General features: G+C 66.8%; 17 protein-coding genes. 15 read left to right on the top strand and 2 right to left on the bottom strand.

All coding sequences use genetic code 11. The features are described from left to right. The 8 genes from QCE88_RS34085 to QCE88_RS34050 all read left to right on the top strand — a co-directional run bounded on the left by QCE88_RS34085 (position 1) and on the right by QCE88_RS34050 (position 6,678). On the top strand, positions 1–516 hold the full coding sequence (locus QCE88_RS34085) for an isochorismatase family protein (protein WP_309909822.1): 516 nt from the start codon (positions 1–3) through the stop codon (positions 514–516). 61 nt (positions 517–577) lie between these two features. Continuing rightward, the gene (locus QCE88_RS34080) at positions 578–823 is read left to right on the top strand and encodes a DUF4148 domain-containing protein (RefSeq protein WP_309909821.1); all 246 of its coding nucleotides are present in this window, start codon (positions 578–580) and stop codon (positions 821–823) included. A 332-nt stretch (positions 824–1,155) separates the two neighbouring features. After that, positions 1,156–1,848: a 2Fe-2S iron-sulfur cluster-binding protein gene (locus QCE88_RS34075; protein WP_309909820.1), complete on the top strand. Its 693-nt coding sequence runs from the start codon at positions 1,156–1,158 to the stop codon at positions 1,846–1,848. A 10-nt stretch (positions 1,849–1,858) separates the two neighbouring features. Beyond that, positions 1,859–2,848, top strand: a complete 990-nt coding sequence (locus tag QCE88_RS34070; protein ID WP_309909818.1) for a xanthine dehydrogenase family protein subunit M — start codon at positions 1,859–1,861, stop codon at positions 2,846–2,848. Continuing rightward, positions 2,845–5,067: a xanthine dehydrogenase family protein molybdopterin-binding subunit gene (locus QCE88_RS34065; protein ID WP_309909817.1), complete on the top strand. Its 2,223-nt coding sequence runs from the start codon at positions 2,845–2,847 to the stop codon at positions 5,065–5,067. Before QCE88_RS34070 ends, QCE88_RS34065 begins: the two co-directional genes overlap by 4 nt. Positions 5,068–5,177: 110 nt before the next feature. Further along, positions 5,178–5,765 (top strand): nucleotidyltransferase family protein, encoded by a 588-nt coding sequence (locus tag QCE88_RS34060; RefSeq protein ID WP_309909815.1) that lies wholly within the window; start codon positions 5,178–5,180, stop codon positions 5,763–5,765. Between the two features lie 162 nt (positions 5,766–5,927). After that, positions 5,928–6,122: a hypothetical protein gene (locus QCE88_RS34055; protein ID WP_309909813.1), complete on the top strand. Its 195-nt coding sequence runs from the start codon at positions 5,928–5,930 to the stop codon at positions 6,120–6,122. Positions 6,123–6,207: 85 nt separating this feature from the next. After that, complete coding sequence (locus QCE88_RS34050; RefSeq protein ID WP_309909811.1) at positions 6,208–6,678, top strand: DUF2335 domain-containing protein; 471 nt, start codon at positions 6,208–6,210, stop codon at positions 6,676–6,678. Here the strand turns inward: QCE88_RS34050 and QCE88_RS34045 are convergent. Further along, positions 6,618–7,328: a glycosyltransferase gene (locus QCE88_RS34045; protein WP_309909808.1), complete on the bottom strand. Its 711-nt coding sequence runs from the start codon at positions 7,326–7,328 to the stop codon at positions 6,618–6,620. The genes QCE88_RS34050 and QCE88_RS34045 overlap by 61 nt on opposite strands. Positions 7,329–7,551: 223 nt before the next feature. Between QCE88_RS34045 and QCE88_RS34040 the strand changes: the two genes are divergently transcribed. From QCE88_RS34040 to QCE88_RS34020, 5 genes are all read left to right on the top strand, one after another. Beyond that, complete coding sequence (locus tag QCE88_RS34040) at positions 7,552–9,048, top strand: UdgX family uracil-DNA binding protein (protein ID WP_309909807.1); 1,497 nt, start codon at positions 7,552–7,554, stop codon at positions 9,046–9,048. 156 nt (positions 9,049–9,204) lie between these two features. Then, positions 9,205–9,699 carry a hypothetical protein gene (locus QCE88_RS34035; protein ID WP_309909806.1) on the top strand — a complete coding sequence of 165 codons (495 nt, stop codon included), beginning with the start codon at positions 9,205–9,207 and terminating at the stop codon, positions 9,697–9,699. A 329-nt stretch (positions 9,700–10,028) separates the two neighbouring features. Continuing rightward, entirely contained in the window at positions 10,029–10,649 is a 621-nt protein-coding gene (locus QCE88_RS34030; protein ID WP_309909804.1) for a glycosyltransferase family 9 protein, read from the top strand. Positions 10,650–10,689: 40 nt separating this feature from the next. Continuing rightward, the gene (locus QCE88_RS34025; RefSeq protein WP_309819430.1) at positions 10,690–10,851 is read left to right on the top strand and encodes a hypothetical protein; all 162 of its coding nucleotides are present in this window, start codon (positions 10,690–10,692) and stop codon (positions 10,849–10,851) included. Between the two features lie 156 nt (positions 10,852–11,007). Then, positions 11,008–12,549 carry a methyl-accepting chemotaxis protein gene (locus QCE88_RS34020; protein WP_309911004.1) on the top strand — a complete coding sequence of 514 codons (1,542 nt, stop codon included), beginning with the start codon at positions 11,008–11,010 and terminating at the stop codon, positions 12,547–12,549. 105 nt (positions 12,550–12,654) lie between these two features. Here QCE88_RS34020 and QCE88_RS34015 read toward each other — a convergent pair whose 3' ends face one another. Continuing rightward, a complete protein-coding gene (locus QCE88_RS34015) occupies positions 12,655–14,148 on the bottom strand; it encodes a PLP-dependent aminotransferase family protein (protein ID WP_309909802.1) in 1,494 nt (497 codons plus the stop codon). 146 nt (positions 14,149–14,294) lie between these two features. On the opposite strand from QCE88_RS34015, the gene gabT reads away from it, so the two are divergent. Together gabT and QCE88_RS34005 are read left to right on the top strand one after the other, a co-directional pair. After that, positions 14,295–15,590: a 4-aminobutyrate--2-oxoglutarate transaminase gene (gene gabT / locus QCE88_RS34010; protein WP_309909800.1), complete on the top strand. Its 1,296-nt coding sequence runs from the start codon at positions 14,295–14,297 to the stop codon at positions 15,588–15,590. Positions 15,591–15,645: 55 nt separating this feature from the next. Then, positions 15,646–17,106, top strand: a complete 1,461-nt coding sequence (locus QCE88_RS34005) for an NAD-dependent succinate-semialdehyde dehydrogenase (protein WP_309909798.1) — start codon at positions 15,646–15,648, stop codon at positions 17,104–17,106. The last annotated feature ends 22 nt before the right edge of the window (positions 17,107–17,128 follow it).

The raw sequence follows: 17,128 nt of genomic DNA, 5'->3' as shown, positions 1-17,128 counted from the left end.
GTGCTCGTCGTCATCGACATGCAGGCGCGGTTGCTGCCGCATCTCGACGGCGGCGAGCAGCTGACCGGCCGCGTCGCGACGCTCATGCGCGCGGCGCAGTTGCTCAATGTGCCGGTGCTGGTCACGGAACAGAATCCGCGTGGCATCGGCGGGACGGCGGATGCCTTGCTGGCGCATTGCAGTGCGGGCCGCCGGATCGAGAAACAGACCTTCGACGCCACGCTCGAACCCGCTTTCGTCGACGCGCTCCCGCCCGCGCCCGGGCCGCTGTGGGTCGCGGGCGCCGAAGCGCATGTCTGCGTGCTGCTGACCGTGCTGGGATTGCTGCGGCGGGGTTATTGCGTGGAGTATGTGGCGGATGCCGTGGCGTCGCGCCGTAACGCCGATCGCGCCATCGCACTGGCGCGCGCGCAGCAGGAAGGCGCGCGGCTCACGACGGTCGAAACCACGCTGTTCGGCTGGCTCGGCACCTACGCGCATCCACGCTTCAGGGAGACCCTCGCGCTCATCAAGTGACCGTGCGACCATGGCGTTCTGCTGCTCGCCTGGCCGTTGCACAAAGTCGAAGGAGCGCGCCATGAAGTTCCTGATCCGCCCGGCCTTGTGTGCCGGCTGCCTGCTTGCCGTCCACGCTGCGGCACAGACCCAAGACGGCGCGCCGCCGCAGCCGCAGATGCAAACGCCACCCCAAACCCAAATGCAGACGCAGCCGGAGGTCACGCCTCCGAGCGCCCCGCTCACTCGGGCGCAAGTCCGCGCGGCGCTCGCCCAGGCCCGTGCCGACGGCAGCATTCCTCGTTACGGCAACCCGCCCGGACGTTGAGCGTCACTGACGAAACTGGCAATTTCGCCATCTTCCAGATGATGTGATGTGCCGGATTTACCGGTGCGTGCAGCAATTACGCGCCTCGATTGGCGGCTTCGTACGGTAGGTCCGTAACGGATCGCATGGCACCGTACTTGCTGATTGCGAGCCGTCGCGGAGTCGAACGTTCGATCACGGACGAACGGGCGCACGCCCCGCGCAACCCAATGCACCGCACAGCACTCGAGCACCCGGCGCACGATGTCGCGTTTCGCCGTGGGCGAATGCCTTCACGAAGACCGGGGACTGTGCAGGCATCCTTCCGAACGAGCGAGGAGCATCGAATCGCCATGTCCCCAGCCAATACCCCGTCCCACGACGCCAGCGACACCGCGCAGCAGCCATCGCGGCGGCGCTTCCTGCAGTCGGCCGCTGCGGCCGCCGCCGTCAGCGCCGCGCCGCTCGCACACGCCCAGCAACAGGCCGCCGCACCGGCTCCGGCGCCCCTGCCGCCCGCCGCCGTGCCGACGATGCCCGTCACGCTGACCATCAATGGTCATCCCTACGAACTGCAAGTCGAGGCACGCACCACGCTGCTCGATGCCTTGCGCGAATACGCCGGCCTCACCGGCACGAAGAAGGGCTGCGACCGCGGCCAGTGCGGCGCCTGCACGGTGATGGTTGCGGGCCGGCGCATCAACTCGTGCCTGACGCTCGCGGTGATGCACGACGGCGAGTCCGTCACCACCGTCGAAGGACTCGCGCCCGACGGCGATACGCTCGCGCCAATCCAGCGCGCGTTCATCGAGAAGGACGCCTTTCAGTGCGGCTACTGTACGCCCGGGCAGCTGTGCTCGGCGACGGCGCTGATCGCCGAATACCGCGCGGGCGATGCCAGCGCGGTCACGGCCGACGTCCGCTTCCGCCCCGCGCAACTGTCCGACGACGAGATCCGCGAGCGCATGAGCGGCAACATCTGCCGCTGCGGCGCGTATCCGAACATCGTTGCGGCGGTGAAGTCGGTCGCGTCCGGCAACGCCTGAGGAGACGCACATGGACGCGATCTCCTATCAACGCGCCGCCGACATCGGCACGGCGCTGCAGGCGGCGAGCCAGCCCGGCACGATGTTCATCGGCGGCGGCACCAACCTGCTCGACCTCATGAAAGGCGGCGTGATGCGGCCGATGAAGCTCGTCGACATCACGCACATCGCCGCGCTCGACGGCGTCAGCACGCTGCCCGACGGCGGCCTGCGCATCGGCGCGCTCGTGCGCAACAGCGACGCCGCGAATCACGCGTGGGTGCGCGAGCGCTATCCGCTGCTGTCGCAGGCGTTGCTTGCGGGCGCCTCGGCGCAGTTGCGCAACATGGCGACGGTCGGCGGCAACCTGATGCAGCGCACGCGCTGTTCGTATTTCTATGACCCCGGCTTTCCCCAGTGCAACAAGCGCGCGCCCGGCAGCGGCTGCGCGGCGCTCGACGGCCATAACCGCATGCACGCGATTCTCGGCGCGAGCCGTCAGTGCATCGCGACGAATCCCTCCGACATGAACGTCGCGCTCGCCGCGCTGGACGCCGTCGTGCACGTCACGGGTCCGAACGGCGAGCGGGCCATTCCGTTCGCGGAGTTTCATCGGCTGCCGGGCGAGCGGCCCGATCTCGACACGACCTTGCAGCCCGGCGAACTGATCACTTCGGTCGATCTGCCGCCGCCGCTGTTTGCCGGGCATTCGAAGTATCTGAAGGTGCGGGACCGCGCGAGCTACGCGTTTGCTTTGGTGTCCGTCGCGGCGGCGTTGCAGATGGACGGCAACACGATCCGCCAGGCGCGCATCGCGCTGGGCGGTGTCGCGCACAAGCCTTGGCGCGCCAGCGCGGCCGAACAGGCGCTCGCCGGCAAGCCGCTCGACCCGGCCACGCTGCAAGCGGCCGCCGCGCTCGCCGTGCAGGGCGCACAGACGCAGCGCGACAACGCGTTCAAGGTCGCGCTCGCGCAACGCGCGATCGTGCGCGCCGTTCAACAGGCCGGAGGTGTCGCATGACTGTTATTGGAAAACCGCTCGACCGCACCGACGGCGTACTCAAGGTCACCGGCCAGGCCCGCTACAGCGCCGACAACACCGACGCCAAGCTCGCCCATGCCGTGCTCGTCACGAGCACGGTGGCGCACGGACGTATCGCGTCAATCGATACGAATCGCGCGCAGTCGATGCCCGGCGTGCTGCTCGTGATGACGTATCAGAACGCGATGCGCTTGCCCAACAGCGGCGTCCCCGATGCACAGCCGCCCGCCGTGCGCAAGCTCACGCTGTTGCAAACCAACGAAGTGCGCTACAGCAACGAGCCGGTGGCGGTGGTTGTCGCGGATTCGCTGGAGCATGCACAGGACGCGGCGCGTTACGTCGACGTGCGCTACGAGGCCGCCATGCCCAATGCCGATTTCGGGCGTGCGAAGTCCCAGGCCTATCAGCCGGAGAAAATGATGGGCCGCGCGATCACAACACAGCGCGGCGACGTTGAAGCGGGTCTGCGACAAGGCCCGACCCGTCTGAACGCCGTCTACACGACGCCCTACGAACATCACAATCCGATGGAGCCGCACGCCACGCTCGCCCGCTGGGACGGCCCGAAGCTCACGCTCTACGACGCGACCCAGGGCGTGTCCGGCGCGCGCAGCGCGGTCGCGAAGTTCTTCGGCATCGCCGATGACAACGTGCGCGTGATCTGTCCGTTCGTCGGCGGCGGTTTTGGCTGCAAGGGCTCGGTCTGGTCGCATGTCGTGCTGGCCGCGATGGCATCGAAGCAGACCGGGCGGCCGGTGAAGCTCGTGCTCACGCGGCCGCAGATGTTCGGCATGATCGGCAACCGGCCCTTCACCGAGCAGCGCATCCAGATCAGCGCACGCGACGACGGCGTCATGACCGGCATGCGTCACGACGTGATCTCCACCACCTCGACCTTCGAGGACTGGACCGAAAGCTCGGCGATCGTCACGCGCATGCTGTACGCGGTGCCGAACCAGTCGACCTCGCACAAGCTGGTGAAGCTCGATATCGGCACGCCGACCTTCATGCGCGCGCCGGGCGAGACAAGCGGCTCGTTCGCGCTCGAAACGGCCATCGACGAGATGGCGTATCAGCTGAAGATGGACCCGCTCGCGTTCCGCGTGAAGAACCACGCGAACATGGAGCCGCAGGAGAAGAAGCCGTGGTCGGAGAAGTCGCTGCTGGAGTGCTATCAGCGCGGCGCCGATACCTTCGGCTGGGCACGCCGCCAGAGCGCGCCGCGTTCGATGCGCGAAGGCAATACGCTGATCGGCTGGGGCGTGGCCACGGCGACGTATCCGGCAAACCGCAGCGAGGCGTCGGCGGTCGCGCGCATCCTGCCAGACGGCACCGCGATGGTCGCCTCCGGCACGCAGGATCTCGGCACCGGTACCTACACGGTCATGACGCAGGTGGCCGCCGACGCGCTTGGCTTTCCGCCCGATTACGTGCGCTTCGCACTCGGCGATTCCTCCCTGCCGAAAGCGCCGGTGTCGGGCGGCTCGCAATCGGCGGCGAGCGTGTCGCCGGCGGTGCGGGCGGCGTCGTTGCAGGCGCGCGACCAGCTCATCGCGATGGCGCTCGCGGATCGCGGCTCGCCCGTCGCCGGTCTGGCGCGCGAGGATGTCACGGTGAATAACGGCTGGGTCGTGAGCCTCGCGGATCCCGAGCGGCGCGATCCGGCGGCGGCGGTCATCGCGCGCAACGGCGGCAAGGCCATCGAGGCGATGGCCACGACGCGCCCCGGCGACGAGAAAAAACAATATGCGTTCCACTCCTTCGGCGCGGTATTCGCGGAAGTGCATGTCGATGCCGAACTGGGCATCATCCGCGTGCCGCGCATAGTCGGCGTGTATGACGTTGGCACGCTGCTCAACCAGAAGACTGCGCACAGCCAACTGATGGGCGGCATCGTGTGGGGCGTCGGCTCGGCGCTGATGGAAAAGGGCGAGCTCGATGCACGCTATGGCCGCTATACGAACGCCAATCTCGCGGAGTATCACGTGCCGGTGAACGCGGATATCGGTACGCTCGACATTGCCTTCGTCGAGCATCCCGATCCGCTGATCAATCCGCTCGGCGTGCGCGGCATCGGGGAAATCGGCATTACGGGCGTGGCGGGCGCGCTCGGCAACGCGGTGTATCACGCAACGGGCGTGCGCGTGCGCGACCTGCCGATCACGCTCGATACGCTCCTGCCGTCGACGCAGGCGTGATGGTGTAACGAAATGCGCGGCGGCACCTCGAGCCGCCGCGCATTTTTTGTGCTTGCGGCGCACTTCCATGCGCCGCACAATCGCCGTTCATTTCTCTGAGAGCAGCCGCGATGACCTATTCGTCGAGCGCGACCGGCATCCTGCTGGCGGCGGGACTGGGCACCCGCTTCGATCCCTCCGGCCTTCACAACAAGCTGCTCGCGCCGCTGTCCGACGGCACGCCGGTGGTGTTCCAGTCGGCACGACGGCTGCTGGCGGTGACAGCGGAAGTCATCGCCGTCGTGCGGCCCGGCGCGGAGAAACTGGCCGACGTGCTGAACGAAGCAGGCTGCGGCGTCATCTTCAGCGTCGACGCCGAACGCGGCATGGGCGCCACGCTCGCCGCAGCCGTGCGCGCTACCTCGGCATCCGACGGCTGGCTCGTCGCGCTGGGCGACATGCCGTGGATCGAAGCCGCGACTTACGAAGCCGTCGCCCGCGCGCTCGACGGCGGCGAGCAGTTGGTCGCGCCCGGTTATCGTGGCCAGCGTGGTCATCCGGTGGGCTTCGGTCTGGCGCATCGGGACGCGCTCATGGCGCTCGACGGCGATGCCGGCGCGCGTGGACTCTTCGCCCTGCACGAGCCTTTCATCGTGGAGTCCGACGACCCGAACGTGCTGCGCGACATCGATGTGCCCGGCGACCTCGGAGCCGTCTGAAGCGATGCTGCGCCGAGGTGTGTGCACCCTCTGTCGGGTTGTCTGAAAAGCGCTTGTCCATTCGGCTGAATTGATTCGGACCGTTTATCAAATGGTAGGATCAATTTCAATCGCGCGGCATTCCGGCGGCGCGGCGCACACCTTCATGGAAGGGAGCATCACATGACAATCCGGCGCGAAATGCGGCGCGTGGCAAACGCGTTCGCCTCCGTTTTTTCCATTTATCCGCGTACCGATTACCTGGCCAACCGTCCGCGCAAGTCGCCGGCCGAGATGATGGACGACGCGTGGCAGAGAACCATGTCGGACTTCGACAGAACCTTGAACGGCTATGGTCAGCGTCAGCGAAACCGCTGAGGAGACGCGCATTCGTTACGTCGCGCAAGCGGCTCGGAGCGAGAGGGCTGAGCCGGTGTCTGGACCGGGGCTCGAGTCAGGGCAGATGTCGAGCCCGGCCTCGGTCATGGTCGCGGTCCAGGCACATTCATTTCGCGGCCCGATGCCCTCGCCCGAGTATCTGGCGCAGTATGACCGGATCGTGCCGGGCGCGGGTCGAATGATCGTCGAGGAGTTTCAGATGAACGGTCAGCACACGCGGCACCTGGAGTCCATGAACGCGCGAGGCGCCATCCGCAAGGACGCGCGCGCGCAGTTCATCGCGGGCATCCTCGTGCTGATCGGGTTCGGTCTCGTCTACAAGCTCGCCCAGGAAGCGCATGACGGCGTCGCCATCGCGGTGGCGGTCACGCTGCTCGTCAGCGTGCTCACGGCGTTCCTCACCGGTACGGTCATGAGGGACAAGCATCAAGCGGCCTTCAGCGCGAAACCTGAAGATCAGGCGGTGCAGGTTCCTCAAGCGGCAATCGCAGCGGCATCGTTTGAGTCGCCTGCATCGGACGCCGCCGGCAGATAGCGCTTGCTGACCTCGAGCAAGGTCGCACCAAAGCCTTTTTGCGCACGAAAGTCCAGTCTTGCGCTCGTCACCACGCGCGGCATCGCGCTCCATTCAATCTTTGCGCCGCTCGCCATCAGCGCTTCCACCAGCGCCACGTCCTCGCTCGATTCCAGCGGCGGAAAACCGCCCGCGTGCAGATAAGCCTGTGCCGATACGCCCAGATTTGCGCCATGGACATGCCGATGCCCATCCGCATCCATGTAGGTGCGCCCGAAATGTTCCCGCACGGCGTGGATATGCGGCGACCAGTCGTGTACGCCGATCACGCCGCAGACCGCATCGGCGTGACAGTCGAGCTGCCGCACGAGCCAGTCTTCCGCGACCGTCGTGTCGGCATCCGTGAAGGCCAGCCAGCGCGCGCCCAGGTCGAGCGCAAGCGCCGCACCGTGAGCGCGCGCCCGGCCGACATTACGGGCGTCGATCGCGGTCACCTGCGCACCGTGTGCGAGGGCGATGTCGCCGGTCTGGTCAGTGCAGCTGTCGAGCACGACGATCACGCGCACCGGCTCGCCGGACAGTTGATGACACGTCGCGGCGCGGCATGCGGCCGCCACGCTGGCGCCGATATGCGCAGCTTCGTTGTGGGCAGGAATGATGATGGCCAGCATGACGGCTCCATGGGTTGATCGATGGCGCGACGCTCCAGGCGTCGAATAAAAACAATCGAACGCCGCGACAGATCAATTTCAGCAATGACCGTACCCATGGTTCCTGCCGGTCTGGGCGCGGAGTCGGCAAAGGGCACGATCGTCCCGAGATAGTTGCCATAAGCCAATGGTCATCGCTAGAATACTGTATGGATATACAGTGTTTCTCCGACCCCGTTCGCCGATGAAAAGCGTCACCCTCGATCCGTCGTTTGCCGCGTGGCGCACCGAAGCACGCAATCTCCTCACGGAAGGTCTGCGTCCCGAGGAGGTGCTCTGGTGCGAATCGGACGCGTCGGCCACGGTGTTCGGCACGATTCAGTCGTCGCCCGGCGCCACGGATCCGGACGCGAAGCAGCCGGTCAGGATCGCCCGCGAATTCCTGGCCATGCTGGAGACGGCCGCGTGCTATCGCGTGCCGGATCGCTGGCCGTTCCTGTACAAGGCGCTGTGGCGCTGGACCCAGGGCGACCGCGCCATCGCGTCCCGGGAGGATGCCGACGGCCTGCGCCTGCACCGGATGATCGAAGCGGTCGAGGCCGAGGAAAACACCATGCGCCGCGTGCTGCGCTTCAGGCATCGCGATTCGTCGCTCGGGCCGCCGGAGTTCATCAGCTGGTTCGAGCCCGTGCACGATCTGCTGGAGCATGCCGCCATGCATTTCGCCACCCGCATGGGCAGCGCCACCTGGATGATCGCCACGCCGCACGGCGCCGCCTTCTGGGACGGCGCGCTGCTGCGCGTCGACCGCACGAGCGAGCCGGAAGAAAAGCCGATGGACTTCGGCGACACTGCCATGAGCGGCGAGGCGGTCAGCGGCGACGCCATCGAGGCGCTCTGGCTCGCGTATTACGAGAGCACCTTCGCGCCGGCCCAGGCGAATGCCGCCGAAATGGCCTCGCACATGCCGGTGCGCTACTGGAAAAGTCCGTCGAACGAACGCGCCGACCCCGCGCTGATTGCCCGCGCCGATCCGTACTCGCGGCGCGACGAGCATCCGCGCAACGTGCCGTCCGACATGGAAGTGGCGCTCAATACGGACCGGGAGCCGGTGAAGGGCACGATCCTGACCGCGCCGCCGTCGCTCGACGCCTGCCGGCGCTGCGCGCTCTGGCGCAACGCCACGCAGCCGGTGCCGGGCATCGGGCCGGCCGGCGCGCGCGTGATGCTGGTGGGCGAACAGCCGGGCGACCAGGAGGACCGCGAGGGCAAGCCGTTTGTCGGCCCGTCGGGCAAGCTGCTCGACGAAGCGATCGCCGAGGCGTCGCTCGCGCGCGAGTCGCTCTATCTGACCAACGCGGTCAAGCACTTCAAGTGGGAAGCGCACGGCGACGAACGCGCGCACGTCGCGCCCGCCCAGCGTGAGCGCGAAGCCTGCCGCTTCTGGCTCGACGAGGAACTGGCGCGCATCGAGCCGAAAGTCGTCGTCGCGCTGGGCGCCACCGCGCTGAAGGCGCTCACCGGGCATCGCACGGCGCTGTCGGAGTATCTCGGCAAGACCATCGAGCACAAGGGACGCATCATCGTGCCGACCTATCATCCGTCGTATCTGCTGCGCCTGACCGACGAGAAAGTGCGCGCGGAAGTGCTCGGGACGATTGTCGAGGCGCTGGTGTTCGCGCAGCAGATCGCCGACGGCACCGCGACCATCCGCACGCCGGTCAAGGAACGCGGGCGCTGACACTGCACCCGTTGCGCGAACTCCGGACGCTCAAGTGCAACAGGAAGCAACAGGAGAAACAAGACGAAAGAGCCGTCAACGATCCTGTAAGCCGCGCGTTAATATCGGTGTCGCGTCGCTCCCGGCGCTCACCAGATGGTTACGACCACAACTTACATGGCCGCTCTCCCGCTCCAGGAACTCCACCGTCAACAATCGCTGCTGGCGCTCGTGCCGAAATCGGCCGGGCAGTTGAAGACCGAGCGCGAACGCCTCGTCATCCGCGCGCAGTGGCTGTTGAATCTCACCATCGCCGTGGCGCTTGCCGGTGCGGCGCTCATCGCGTGGCTGCCGTTCTCGCCGGTGCCGCATGAATTCCGCTTCGGCGTGCAGGAAGTGCTTGGGGTCGCCGTGTTCGCGTCCTGCCTGTTCATCCTGCATGAGCGCGCCGAACTCTCGCTGGGCCTCTACGACTACGAACCGGTCGAGCAGACGACCCAGGGCGAGTTGCGCGCGTTGCTGCACCGCGTGCCCGAAGGCACGTCGTACCAGGAAGCACTCGCCGCCGACAACCGCACCTTCGTGACCGGCGAAATAGAAGGCATCCGCCGCCGCGCCGAAGCGTTCATGCCGAAAACCCTGCCCGCCGACGACAGCAACGCCGAAACCTGATTCCGCGCCTCCGCCGCGCAACGCCATTCTGAAAGCCGCCGCCTCGTCATGACGAGGCGGCGGCTTTTTCACGACTGACGCCCGCCTTGACGAGCAACGCGCCTTGACGCGCGCCGTCGCTGCTCCTTCAATACCTGTCAGAACCGCGCCCTCGACGGCCAGACTGTCACGCGCGCCGTTGCACTCCGTACACGTCGCGGCGCGCTTGCATCGGCATTGGCATACGCCGGCCGCACGTACCGGCCCGGGCATGGACGGTGCTTGCCCCGCTCCCGCCACCGCGTCATTGCGGACGATCCAACCAGGCCACGCCACTTGCAGGAGCCAGGATGCGAGCCAATCCCCTTTCCATCATGAGCGACGAACTCATCCCGAGCTTGATGCCCGACACGCCGGGCGCGCCGCACATCAGTTCCCGCGCGGACGTTGCGGCGCTCCCGCCCGACACCGAATACGATGAACTCGCCGCGTTCCATGGCATCGAGGAGAAGCGTCTGGTGTTGCTCCATCCGGGCAGTCACGGCGCGCCGCCGGCCTGGCCCGCCGAGCGTTACGCCGCGCTCGCCGACCAGCTCGCCGCCGATGGCTGGCAAATCGCGATCGTCGGCGATGCGCCCGAGCCCGTGCGCACGGGCGGCGTGCTGGGCGCGATGCAGACAGCCGCGCTGTTCCTGACGGGCGCGGTCGCGCCGCGTGTGCTGCCGCGCCTGATCGCCCATGCGCGCCTGCTGGTGGCGGACGACGCTGCGCTGGCTGCTTCGTCGGCCGCGGCGCCGGTCGCCACGGCCCGCGCGCTCGGCACGCCGCACATCGTGCTGGCGGAGCATCCGCGCGACGCGACCAGCGACACCATCACGGCGCACGCCCGCGCCCTCCTCTCCGACGCGGGGGGCGCGCATCCGGGCGCGCCTTTCACGCTGCACATGCCGGCCGCACCCCAATCCGCGTGACGAAGCCGTCCGCGCGCCGAACCGTCTTTCGAGGCACATCATGAAAATCGACCTGCAGACCAATCCCGTTCCGGATCCTGTCGCGGACCCGAACCGCGATCCGGAAGCCGATCCGCTGACGCCGCCGTCGCCGGGACATCGTCCGGACGAGCCGCAGCATCCGGACGCGCCGCCGGACAAGGACCCGATCCGCCGCTTCTGAACGCGCCGGAGCGTTCCTGGCGTTCCCGGCACGCGGGAACCCGCGGGTTTTCCCCGCCCTCATGACGCCGCCGCGCCTGCCGTAAAGCGGGCATGCGGCGGCATGCGCCGTCGCAACCGACAATACCAAGAGGCGGCAGGCGCACCTATGAACAGAATGACGTTGAACAGGAAGCTCGGCTCGATGATCGCCGTGCTGTGGATCGGCTTGATCGCGATCGGGATCATCGGGGCGTGGCAGAACCGGTCGTCGATGATCGAGGACCGCAAGGAACAGTTGAAGACCCTCGTCAACGAGGCGCATGCCATCACCGCGCACTACGCCGCGCTCGCGGCCGACAAGTCCCTCCCCGAGGAAGAAGCCAAAAAGCGTGCGCTGGACGTGATCGGCGCCATTCGCTACGGCGCGGACGGCTATCTCTCGATCAACGATTCGCATCCGAAGATGGTGATGCATCCGATCAAGCCCGCGATGAACGGACAGGACCTGTCCAGCTACACCGACCCGGCGGGCAACCGTCTGTTCGTCGATATCGTCAAGGCCGGCGATCAGCCCGGCGGCGGCTTCATCAGCTACCTGTGGCCGAAGCCGGGCAACGACAAGCCGGTCGGCAAGATGTCCTACTCGCAACGTTTCGCGCCGTGGGACTGGTACATCGTCACCGGCATGTACATGGACGACGTGCAAAGCGCCTTCTGGGCAAGCGCGCTGCGCTGGCTCGCGATCACGGCCGTTCTCGGCGGCATCGCGACGGCCGCGATGCTGATCGTCCTGCGCAGCATCCGGCGCAACCTCGGCGGCGAACTGGAACTCGCGGTCGGCGCCGCGCACCGCATTGCGCGGGGCGACCTGACGAGCGCCGTCGACGTGCACCCGGACGACACCACCAGCCTGCTGCACGCACTCGGCACCATGCAGCGCGGGCTCGTCGAAACCGTCTCGCGCGTGCGCAACGGCACCGAGAACATCAACGTCGGCGCCTCCGAGATCGCGGCGGGCAACACGGATCTGTCGCAACGCACCGAAGAACAGGCGGCCGCCCTCGTGCAGACGGCGTCGAGCATGGACGAGATGACCGCCAACGTGAAGAACAACGCCGAAAGCGCCGCGCAGGCCGCGCGCCTCGCCGAGCAGGCAGCGGACGTGGCGACGCGCGGCAGCGGCGTCGTCGACGACGTGATCGACACCATGACGCGCATCACCGCCAGCTCGCGGCAGATTGGCGACATCATCGGCGTGATCGACGGCATCGCGTTCCAGACCAATATCCTCGCGCTCAACGCGGCCGTGGAAGCGGCGCGTGCGGGCGAACAGGGCCGTGGCTTCGCGGTCGTCGCGGCGGAAGTGCGCAGCCTCGCGCAGCGTTCGGCCACGGCCGCCAAGGAAATCAAGGCGCTGATCGAGACCTCGACGCAGACGGTCGAACGCGGCGCCTCGCTGGTGTCGAACGCGGGCGCCACGATGGGCGAGATCGTCCAGTCGGTGCGTCGCGTGAACGAGATTCTCGATGAGATCAGCGACGCGTCGCGCGAGCAGAGCGCGGGCATCGAGCAAGTGAACCGCGCGGTGGTCGAGATGGATCAGGTGACGCAGCAGAACGCCGCGCTGGTCGAACAGGCGGCCGCCGCCGCGCATTCGCTGAAGGATCAGGCGGATGTGCTGCGCGAGGCGATCGGCAGTTTCAGGCTGCCTGCCTGAGGCGAATCAAAGGTGTGAAAGGCGCACGACATGTCGTGCGCTTTTTTTTTGCGCCTGACGCGCGGCGCTTGCCCGTGAAAACGCGCTCGAACGCCGCGACGGCGTTCAACGCAAAAACCGGTCGATCACGCTCGCGAGGACATCGAACGCCGGCGCGATGTCTTCATCCGGCACGCACGCATAGCCGATCAGCAGGCCCGATTCCGCCTCCGGCCGATGCGCGTAATACCCCGACAGCGGCCGCACCACGATATTCGCGGCCAGCGCCGCCGCGGCCACCGCGCGATCGTCGACGTCCTTCGGCAGCCTGAGCACCAGATGCAATCCGGCATCGCCACCGGCGATGGCAAGCCTCTCGCCATAACGCGCGGCGATCGTGGCGAGCATCACGTCGCGGCGCTGCCCGTAGAGCACGCGCATGCGCCGGATATGCGACGTGAAGTGTCCCTGCTCGATGAACTCGGCCAGCACCGCCTGCTGCAAAAGCTGTCCCTCGCGATACAGCTCGGCGCTCGCGGTCGCGAAACTCTCTGCGAGCGCTTCCGGCACCACGACGTAACCGACGCGCAATCCCGGAAACAGGGTCTTGCCGAAGCTGCCGACATAGATCACCTGCCCGCCCGTGTCCATGCCCTGCAGCGAGGCGAGCGGACGGCTGCCGTAGCGGAACTCGCTGTCGTAATCGTCCTCGATGATCCAGCAGCGATGCTGGCGCGCATATTCCAGCAGCATGCGGCGGCGCGCGAGGCTCATCACCATGCCGAGCGGATACTGGTGCGACGGCGTGACGAGCATCAGACGCGGCGGCGCGGCGAGATCGGAGGGCGTCGGCGCGATGCCTTCCGCATCGACCGGAATCGCCTTCAGGTCGAGCCCGGACACCTGCAACACGCTGCGCACGCCCCAGTAGCACGGGTCTTCGGTCCAGATGGTGTCGCCGGCGTCGGCGAGCAGGCGCGTGGCGAGATCGATCGACTGATGAATGCCGGTCGTCACCACAATCTGTTCCGGCGTGCAGCGCACCGACCGCGACGTGCGCAAATAGTCCGCGAGCGCATGGCGCAGACCGGCGTGGCCGCCGCCGGGCGCATACGTCAGCAGATCGGGCTGCGGGCGACGCCAGTATTTGGCGTGCAGCCGGTTCCACACGCGCGACGGAAAGCGCGACACGTCCGGTACGCCCGGCATGAACGCGCCGCCTTGCCGCTTCGAGACGCCCGCGCCCGCAATCAGCTGCGCACCGCGTGTTGAAAGCGCCTGCTGTTCGGGCAGGATGACAGACGGCATGGCGGCGGGCGGCGTGTCGTCGAAGAGGATTTCATCGGGCGCGCCGTCGGTGACGAAGGTGCCGCGCCCCGTCGCCGACGAAACGTAACCCTCGATGGCGAGTTGCTCGTAGACCTGCGTCACCGTATTGCGCCCGATGCCCAGCTCCGCCGCCAGCAGCCGTGAAGACGGCACCTTCGCGCCTGCCGCGAGTTCGCGCGTGAGGATGGCCTGCTGGAGCAGCCGGTGCAATTGCCGGTAGACCGGCTGACCATTGCCCCGCTCGATGCGCTGGGCCAGCCAGTCCGACAGCACGCTGGCACGATTCGACATCCGATTGGCCCCTATAGATTTATTGAAATGGCTCTGAACTTAAGGGCCAAATCTTACTATAGTCGTCGCATCATCCCGTAGGCCATCTGGCCTGCCGGACCTTTCCCCTCGCAGCCGAAGCGCCCCATCCGTCCAAGGAGACCCTCGTGAGCACCCCCGTCAAGAACGCAGACCTGCAAGCCCGCAAGAACGCCGCAACCCCGCGCGGCGTCGGCGTCATGTGCGATTTCTACGCGGCGCGCGCCGAGAACGCGGAACTGTGGGACGTCGAGGGCCGCCGCTTCATCGACTTCGCGGCGGGCATCGCCGTCTGCAACACCGGGCATCGTCATCCGAAGATCGTCGAGGCGATCCGCGCCCAGCTCGACTGCTTCACCCATACCGCGTATCAGATCGTGCCTTACGAGTCGTATGTGTCGCTCGCCGAGAAGATCGCCGCCCGCGCGCCCGGCGCCTATCCGAAGAAGACCGCGTTCTTCACGACGGGCGCGGAAGCCGTCGAGAACGCCGTGAAGATCGCGCGCGCCGCGACCGGCCGTCCGGGCGTGATCGCCTTCACCGGTGGCTTCCACGGTCGCACGCTGATGGGCATGGCGCTCACCGGCAAGGTCGCCCCGTACAAGATCGGCTTCGGGCCGTTCCCGTCGGACGTGTTCCACGCGCCATTCCCGAATCCGCTGCACGGCGTCTCGGTGGAAGACTCGCTGCGCGCCATCGAACATCTTTTCAAGGCCGACATCGAAGCCGCGCGCGTCGCCGCGATCATCTTCGAACCCGTGCAGGGCGAAGGCGGTTTCTATCAGGCGCCAGTGGAATTCGTGCGCGCCCTGCGCCGCCTCTGCGACGAACACGGCATCCTGCTCATCGCCGATGAAGTGCAGACCGGCTTCGCGCGCACCGGCAAGCTGTTTGCGATGGAGCACTACGGCGTCGCGCCGGATCTGATGACCATCGCGAAGTCGCTCGCGGGCGGCATGCCGTTGTCGGGCGTGGTCGGCCGCGCGGAGATCATGGACGCAGCCGCGCCGGGCGGTCTCGGCGGCACGTATGCGGGCAATCCGCTAGCGGTGGCGGCGGCGCACGCGGTGCTCGACATCATCGACGGCGAACAGCTGTGCGAACGGGGCGCTGCGCTCGGCGACAAGCTGAAGGCCAGGCTCGAGGCGCTCAAGGCCGACGTCCCGCAGATCGCGGACGTGCGCGGCCCGGGCGCGATGGTGGCCGTGGAGTTCTGCAAACCCGGCACGCATGACGCCGACGCCGCCTTCGCCAAGCACGTGCAGACGCGCGCGCTGGAGCGTGGCTTGCTGCTGCTGGTGTGTGGCGTGTATTCGAACGTGGTGCGTTTCCTGTTCCCGCTCACGATCCAGAACGAAGTGTTCGACGAAGCGCTGGGCATCCTGGAAGACGTGCTGACGGAAACCGCCGGCGCCACGGTTTGACGATCGAAGGCAAAATCGACGTGTACTCCCGATCAACCGAAAAGGATTCGCAGAAATGAGCTTGAAAGATCAACTGAAGGACCCGACGCTGCTGCGTCACGCAGCCTACATCGATGGTGAATGGCAGCAAGCCGACAACGGCGCGACCTTCGATGTGGTGAACCCCGCGACGGGTGAATCGCTCGGCGCCGTGCCGAAGATGGGCACGACTGAAACGCGTCGCGCAATCGACGCAGCAAACGCCGCCTGGCCAGCATGGCGCAAGAAGACCGCGAAGGAACGCGCGGCCCTCATGCGTCGCTGGTTCGACCTGATGACGGAAAACGCCGACGATCTCGCGCTGATCCTCACCACCGAACAGGGCAAGCCGCTTGCCGAAGCCAAAGGTGAAATCGGCTACGCGGCGTCGTTTATCGAATGGTTCGCGGAAGAAGGCAAGCGCGTAGCCGGTGACACCCTCGCCACGCCGGCAGCGGACAAACGCATTGTCGTGACGAAGGAACCGATCGGCGTATGCGCGGCGATTACGCCGTGGAATTTCCCCGCAGCGATGATCACCCGCAAGGTCGGCCCGGCGCTCGCAGCCGGTTGCCCGATCGTCGTGAAGCCAGCCGAAGCCACGCCGTTCTCGGCCTTCGCGATGGCCGTGCTGGCCGAACGCGCCGGCATTCCGAAGGGCGTGCTGAGCATCCTGACCGGCGACCCGAAAGCCATCGGCGAGGAAATGACGGGCAATCCGATCGTGCGCAAGCTCTCATTCACGGGCTCGACCGCCGTGGGCCGCCTGCTGATGGCGCAAAGCGCACCGACCGTCAAGAAGGTCACACTGGAACTCGGCGGCAACGCGCCCTTCATCGTGTTCGAAGACGCCGATGTCGATGCCGCAGTCGAAGGCGCTGTAGCCTCGAAGTATCGCAACAGCGGCCAGACCTGCGTCTGCACGAACCGCTTCTATGTACACGAAAAAGTCTACGACGCGTTCGCGCAGAAACTCGCCGCCGCAGTCGGCAAGATGAAAGTCGGCAATGGCACCGAAAGCGGCGTCGCGCTCGGACCGCTGATCAACGAAGCGGCCGTGAAGAAGGTCGAATCGCACATCGAGGATGCGCTCTCGAAAGGCGCGTCGCTGGTGTCCGGCGGCAAGCGTCATGCGCTCGGCCACGGCTTCTTCGAGCCGACCGTGCTCACCAACGTCACGCCGGACATGAAGGTATCGAAAGAAGAAACCTTCGGCCCGCTCGCGCCGGTGTTCAAGTTCAGCTCCGACGAAGAAGTCGTGCGCATGGCCAACGACACCGAGTTCGGTCTCGCCGCGTACTTCTACAGCCGTGACATCGGCCGCGTATGGCGCGTGGCCGAAGCGCTCGAATACGGCATGGTAGGCATCAACACCGGGCTGATTTCGAACGAAGTCGCACCGTTCGGCGGGGTGAAGCAATCCGGCCTCGGCCGCGAAGGCTCGCATTACGGCATCGATGATTACGTCGTCATCAAGTATCTGTGCATGGCGGTCTGAACCGCACACTGATCAACTCGAT

Source organism: Caballeronia sp. LZ035 (genome assembly GCF_031451175.1).
Classification (GTDB): Bacteria; Pseudomonadota; Gammaproteobacteria; order Burkholderiales; family Burkholderiaceae; genus Caballeronia.
The sequence above is the reverse complement of the archived record's forward strand: the minus strand, read 5'-3'. Positions and strand labels throughout refer to the sequence as shown.

Excerpts from the sequence above, each read along its gene's own strand:
- QCE88_RS34050 (WP_309909811.1), top strand. The coding sequence starts at position 6,208 with ATGTCGAGCCCGGCCTCGGTCATGGTCGCGGTCCAGGCACATTCATTT.
- QCE88_RS34065 (WP_309909817.1), top strand. The coding sequence starts at position 2,845 with ATGACTGTTATTGGAAAACCGCTCGACCGCACCGACGGCGTACTCAAG.
- QCE88_RS34005 (WP_309909798.1), top strand. The coding sequence starts at position 15,646 with ATGAGCTTGAAAGATCAACTGAAGGACCCGACGCTGCTGCGTCACGCA.
- QCE88_RS34055 (WP_309909813.1), top strand. The coding sequence starts at position 5,928 with ATGACAATCCGGCGCGAAATGCGGCGCGTGGCAAACGCGTTCGCCTCC.
- QCE88_RS34035 (WP_309909806.1), top strand. The coding sequence starts at position 9,205 with ATGGCCGCTCTCCCGCTCCAGGAACTCCACCGTCAACAATCGCTGCTG.
- QCE88_RS34025 (WP_309819430.1), top strand. The coding sequence starts at position 10,690 with ATGAAAATCGACCTGCAGACCAATCCCGTTCCGGATCCTGTCGCGGAC.
- QCE88_RS34045 (WP_309909808.1), bottom strand. The coding sequence starts at position 7,328 with ATGCTGGCCATCATCATTCCTGCCCACAACGAAGCTGCGCATATCGGC.
- QCE88_RS34075 (WP_309909820.1), top strand. The coding sequence starts at position 1,156 with ATGTCCCCAGCCAATACCCCGTCCCACGACGCCAGCGACACCGCGCAG.
- QCE88_RS34060 (WP_309909815.1), top strand. The coding sequence starts at position 5,178 with ATGACCTATTCGTCGAGCGCGACCGGCATCCTGCTGGCGGCGGGACTG.
- QCE88_RS34015 (WP_309909802.1), bottom strand. The coding sequence starts at position 14,148 with ATGTCGAATCGTGCCAGCGTGCTGTCGGACTGGCTGGCCCAGCGCATC.
- QCE88_RS34030 (WP_309909804.1), top strand. The coding sequence starts at position 10,029 with ATGCGAGCCAATCCCCTTTCCATCATGAGCGACGAACTCATCCCGAGC.
- QCE88_RS34040 (WP_309909807.1), top strand. The coding sequence starts at position 7,552 with ATGAAAAGCGTCACCCTCGATCCGTCGTTTGCCGCGTGGCGCACCGAA.
- QCE88_RS34080 (WP_309909821.1), top strand. The coding sequence starts at position 578 with ATGAAGTTCCTGATCCGCCCGGCCTTGTGTGCCGGCTGCCTGCTTGCC.
- QCE88_RS34070 (WP_309909818.1), top strand. The coding sequence starts at position 1,859 with ATGGACGCGATCTCCTATCAACGCGCCGCCGACATCGGCACGGCGCTG.
- QCE88_RS34020 (WP_309911004.1), top strand. The coding sequence starts at position 11,008 with ATGACGTTGAACAGGAAGCTCGGCTCGATGATCGCCGTGCTGTGGATC.